Source organism: Methylorubrum podarium (assembly GCF_040270385.1).
Classification (GTDB): Bacteria; Pseudomonadota; Alphaproteobacteria; order Rhizobiales; family Beijerinckiaceae; genus Methylobacterium; species Methylobacterium podarium.
This window is the reverse complement of sequence record NZ_JBELQE010000024.1, coordinates 1-2,384: the sequence shown is the minus strand read 5'-3', so window position 1 is coordinate 2,384 and position 2,384 is coordinate 1. Positions and strand designations below refer to the sequence as shown.

1 protein-coding gene is annotated in these 2,384 nt (G+C 77.7%); it reads right to left on the bottom strand.

The window, feature by feature from the left end; genetic code table 11:
* Positions 1-2,384, bottom strand: a 2,384-nt coding sequence (locus tag ABS772_RS03540) for a DUF2339 domain-containing protein (RefSeq protein WP_350392220.1), incomplete at both ends; no start/stop codon positions are given.

Here is a 2,384-nt window from a genome sequence, read left to right as displayed (position 1 = left end):
GGGCACGAGCGGGGGCGCGGGGGCGAAGACGAGGCGCTGGTAGACGAGGCCGATGCCGATCAGGCAGGCGCCGAGCCCGAGGAAGGACAGCGCCCGCAGCGGCCCCTCCAGCCCGGCGAGGTCGAGCAGGAACACCTTGAGCGTGGCGAGCCCCACCAGGACCGCGGAGGCCAGCCGCGCGGTCGCCGAGCCGCGCAGGATGCCGTAGCCGAGGGCGGCGAGGCCGAGGCCGAGCCACGCCGCGGAGTAGGCGTACCACTCGGCCTGTCCCGTCTCGCGGTCGAGCCCGAGCCGCTCGCCCTGGAAACCGTGCCGCACGGCGAGGCACAGGGCGAGGAAGCTCAGCGCGAGCCCCAGGGCGCCCGCCATGCGCACGAACCAGACCGGCCGCACGCCGCGGGCCGCCCGGGCCAGGGCGAAGGCCGCCGCCGCCGGCAGGGCGTAGGCGAGCACCGCGTCGTTGAGGATCACCCCGCCCGCGACCGGCTCGTCGGTGAGCAGGGGGTTGGCGGCGAGCCCGAGGCCGAGCGCCCCCTGGAGCAGGGCGAGGCAGGCGAAGGCGAGGCCGCCGAAGCGGATCACCGGCGAGGCCGAGGGGCCGGAGACCCGCGTCAGCACCAGGGAGAAGCCGAGGGCGGTCAGCGTCGTCAGGCCCTGTTCCAGCACGGTCGTGCCGGGCTCGGACAGGCGGCCGCCATGCAGCGCGTGCCGGATTTCGAGGACAACGAACAGGGCCGAGAGGAGCAGGCTCAGGGCCTGCGCCACCTGTTCCGGAATGTCCGCCGGCCGGTCCGGCCGACGGATCACCCGGGCGGCGAGGCCGAAGCACAGGGCCGGCAGGCCGTAGGCGAGCACGAGCCCGTTGAGAATCGGCGTGCGCGACAGGTCGTCGCCGATCAGGGCCGGATCCCAGGCGAGCCGCGCGGCGACGACGACGGCGAGCCCGGCCACGCACCAGCGCAGGGCCGGGATGTCGAGGCGCCGGGCGATCAGGGCGGTGGCGAGCGCCGCCCCGGCCAGGGCCGGCGTCAGCGAGCCGCCCGACAGGGCGAAGACGAGGCCGAGGCACAGGCTCGCCACCGCCGCCGCGGCGAAGGCGCCGAGCCCGAGCGCCAGGGCGGGGGAGGGGGTCTGGTCGCCCTGGCGCCGGCACAGGGCGGCGAGCCCGCAGAACCCGGCGGCCAGCGCCCCCGCGGCGGCGGCGAAGCCCGGGGCCACCGCGCCGCCTGCGATGCGCAGATCGGCGAGGGCGAGGGCCGCGAGGGGCGCCGCCGCCGCGCCGGCGGCGAAGGTGAGGGCGGTGGCGTAGGGCAGGAGGCTGCCGCCCAGGAGCCGCAGCGCGCCGAGCCCCGCGACCGTCAGAGACCCGGCCGTCGCCAGCGCGACGAGCCATCCGGGATTCTCGGTTCCGGACCAGAGGAGGAAGTCGGGGACGCCCGCGGGATCCGCCGCCTGCGGCCAGACCACGAGCGCGACGGCCAGCGTCAGGGCCGCGACGACGCTGCCCGCGGCGGCGGGCGCGGCGACGAAGCCCGCGAGCGCGGGCAGCACGGTCGCGGCGAGCGCCGCCGCGGCCCAGCCCGGCCCGCCGTCGGACGCCGTCAGGCCGAGCACCGCCAGCGCCACGCCACCGATCACCGCGAGGGCGAAGGCGGCGAAGCGGTCGAGCCGCGCCTGCCCATCGGGCACGCCGCGCCCCGGCAGGACGGCGAAGACGAGCACCGCCAGCGCCTGCTGCAGCACGAGGTGGACCTGCACGGCCACGCTCTCGCCGGGCAGGAGGGTGAGGAACAGGGCCCAGGCCGCCGCGCCGATTCCGGCCGCCACGGCGAGGGCGCGCCAGCCCTTCACCCAGGCAAAGGCGTAGGCGCTGCCGGCCACCACCGGGAGGTAGAGGGCGAGCGGCCACAGGCTCGTTCCGCCGCCGCCGACGAGGAGCGGCGTGGCGAGCGCCCCGACGAGGCCGATCCCGGCGAGCGCCGGCCCGTGCAGCAGGGCGGCGACCATGGCGGCCAGGCCCGTCACCGCCAGTCCGGCGAAGGCGAGGCCCGGCCCGATGAAGCCGTAGAGCGCGTGCGCGGCGTAGACCGCTCCGAACAGGCCGACCGTGCCGGCGGCGGTGACCATGGCCGGCACGTCGGGCCAGATCGCGGGCACCGGCTCGGCCCCGCGCAGGCGCCGCCGCAGGACCTCGCCGAGCCCGACGAGACCGAAGGCGAGGGCGAAACCACCCGCGATCCGCATGCCCGGCCCGAACAGGCCGCGCTCGGCCGAGTAGCGCACGAGCAGCATTGCGCCGAAGGCCAGGGCGAGGCCGCCGACCCAGACGGTCCAGCGGGTGCCGAAACGCTCCTCGAAGGAGGGGGCAGGGGAGGCAGGAGGGG